This window comes from Paenibacillus sp. IHB B 3415 (genome assembly GCF_000802655.2).
GTDB classification, from domain to species: Bacteria; Bacillota; Bacilli; order Paenibacillales; family Paenibacillaceae; genus Paenibacillus_AQ; species Paenibacillus_AQ phytohabitans.
This window is the reverse complement of the sequence record NZ_JUEI01000277.1, coordinates 1-249: the sequence shown is the minus strand read 5'-3', so window position 1 is coordinate 249 and position 249 is coordinate 1. Positions and strand designations below refer to the sequence as shown.

Genomic DNA, 249 nt, shown 5'->3' with positions numbered 1-249 from the left:
CGATGGTACTTGGACCGAAGGGTCCTGGGAGAGTAGGACGCCGCCAAGCGAACAATCAATTTATTGGTTGATTCACAATGTTATCTGTTATATGGGCTTTTAGCTCAGTTGGTTAGAGCGCACCTCTGATAAGGGTGAGGTCGGTGGTTCGAGTCCACCAAGGCCCACCATATAACATTTCAGAATTGAATACCTTTATGGGGCCATAGCTCAGCTGGGAGAGCGCCTGCCTTGCAAGCAGGAGGTCAG

At 50.2% G+C, this 249-nt stretch carries 1 tRNA gene; it reads left to right on the top strand.

Features of this window, described 5'->3' with window-relative positions:
* Positions 1-93 precede the first annotated feature (93 nt).
* Positions 94-170, top strand: a tRNA-Ile gene (locus QW71_RS36600).
* Positions 171-249: the final 79 nt, after the last annotated feature.